Annotated in this window: 1 protein-coding gene; it reads right to left on the bottom strand. The window is 65.7% G+C overall.

Annotated elements, in window-relative coordinates:
* Window positions 1-1527: non-ribosomal peptide synthetase (locus IE124_RS33980; RefSeq protein ID WP_189513873.1), on the bottom strand; the 1527-nt coding region annotated here is incomplete at both ends.

Raw genomic sequence — 1527 nt, forward strand, 5'->3', positions numbered from 1 at the left:
CAACTCGCCCTCGCGTGTCCACCGGACCAGGTCCCCGGTCCGGTACATCCGCGAACCGGCCACCCCGAACGGATCCGCCACGAACCGTGGTGCGGTGAGACCAGGAAGAGCGTGATAGCCGCGGCCGATGTTCGGCCCGGACACGTAGAGCTCGCCGGCCACTCCTCGCGGGACGAGGTTGAGAGCAGAGTCCAGGACGTAGAGGTGAACGCCTCCGAGCGGGGTGCCGATCGGAGCGTTGCTCCGCTCGTCCAGGGTGGACAGTGGCCCGGATGCCGTGGCGTAGAAGGACTCCGTTTGTCCGTAGGCGTTGAAGATCCGGGTGTCCGGTAGTGCCTGCCGGAGCCGACGGACCAATTCGGCGGGAAGTGCCTCACCGGCGAGCACCGCCGTGTCGATGGTGAGGGATTCCGGGAGGTCGTTCAGCAGCTCGGCGAATGCCGACGGGACCGTGCTGACGACGCCGCCGGCCCACGTGCCGCGCCTACCGAACTCCAGCACGTCCTGAACGATGTCGACGGTGCCGCCGGAGACCAACGTCGCGACGATTTCGAAGACTGATACGTCGAAACTGACCGAGGTGCTGGCCAGCGTGATTCCTCCCGGCTTCATGGCGAACCGGGCGGCGAGTTCCTGCGCGCAGAGGGTGACGCTCGCGTGAGTGATGCCCACGCCTTTCCGGACGCCGGAGGAGCCGGAGGTATACATCAGATAGGCGAGATTGTCCGGTAGCGGTGCGGGACGCGGTCCCGCTCCGGCCGCAGTGACCTTGTCAACCAGGAGATGACGTACACCGGCGGCGACCACGGATCCGGCTGTGGCGCTGTCGGTGACGACGACCGCCGGTGACGCGTCGCTCAGCAGGAATTCCAGTTGGTCAGCCGGATATGCGGGGTCGATGGGCAGGTAGGCGGCGCCCGCTTTCAGGATTCCGAGGATGGCGGCGATCAGTTCCGGGGAGCGGGGGAGTGCGACCGCGACCACTGATTCGAGGTGTACGTCGTGCGCGAGCAGCGCGTGGGCGATCTGGTCGGCGCGCTCGTCGAGCTGCTGGTAGGTCAGTTCGCCCTCGGCGGAGGTGACTGCGATCGCGTCCGGCGTTCGTGCTGCCTGCTTCTCGATCAGCCGTGGAACCGTGGTGACCGACGCGGCTGTCGGAGCGTGGCCCCACATTTCCAGCAGTTGGTGGTGTTCGTGAGGGAGGAGCACGTCGATGGTTCGGAGGGGCGTGTCCGGGGCGGTGACCACCGTGCGCAGAATTTCTGTGAATCGGGCGATCAACTGCTCGATGGTTTCCTGGTCGAAAAGGTCGGTGGCGTACTCGACATGGCCGGCGTACCCCGGCTGGGTTGCACTGTCATGCGATGGTTCGACGATGTTGAAGAGGAGGTCGAATCGTGCTGTGCCGGTTGAGGTGGGTTCGAAGGTGGTGTTGATGTTTCCGATGGTGAGGTGGGGGAGGGTGTTGTTTTGGAAGGCGAGGGAGGTTTGGAAGAGGGGGTGGTGGGCGGTGGTGCGGGTGGGGTT

The sequence above is a fragment of the Streptomyces narbonensis genome (assembly GCF_014649015.1).
GTDB classification, from domain to species: Bacteria; Actinomycetota; Actinomycetes; order Streptomycetales; family Streptomycetaceae; genus Streptomyces; species Streptomyces narbonensis.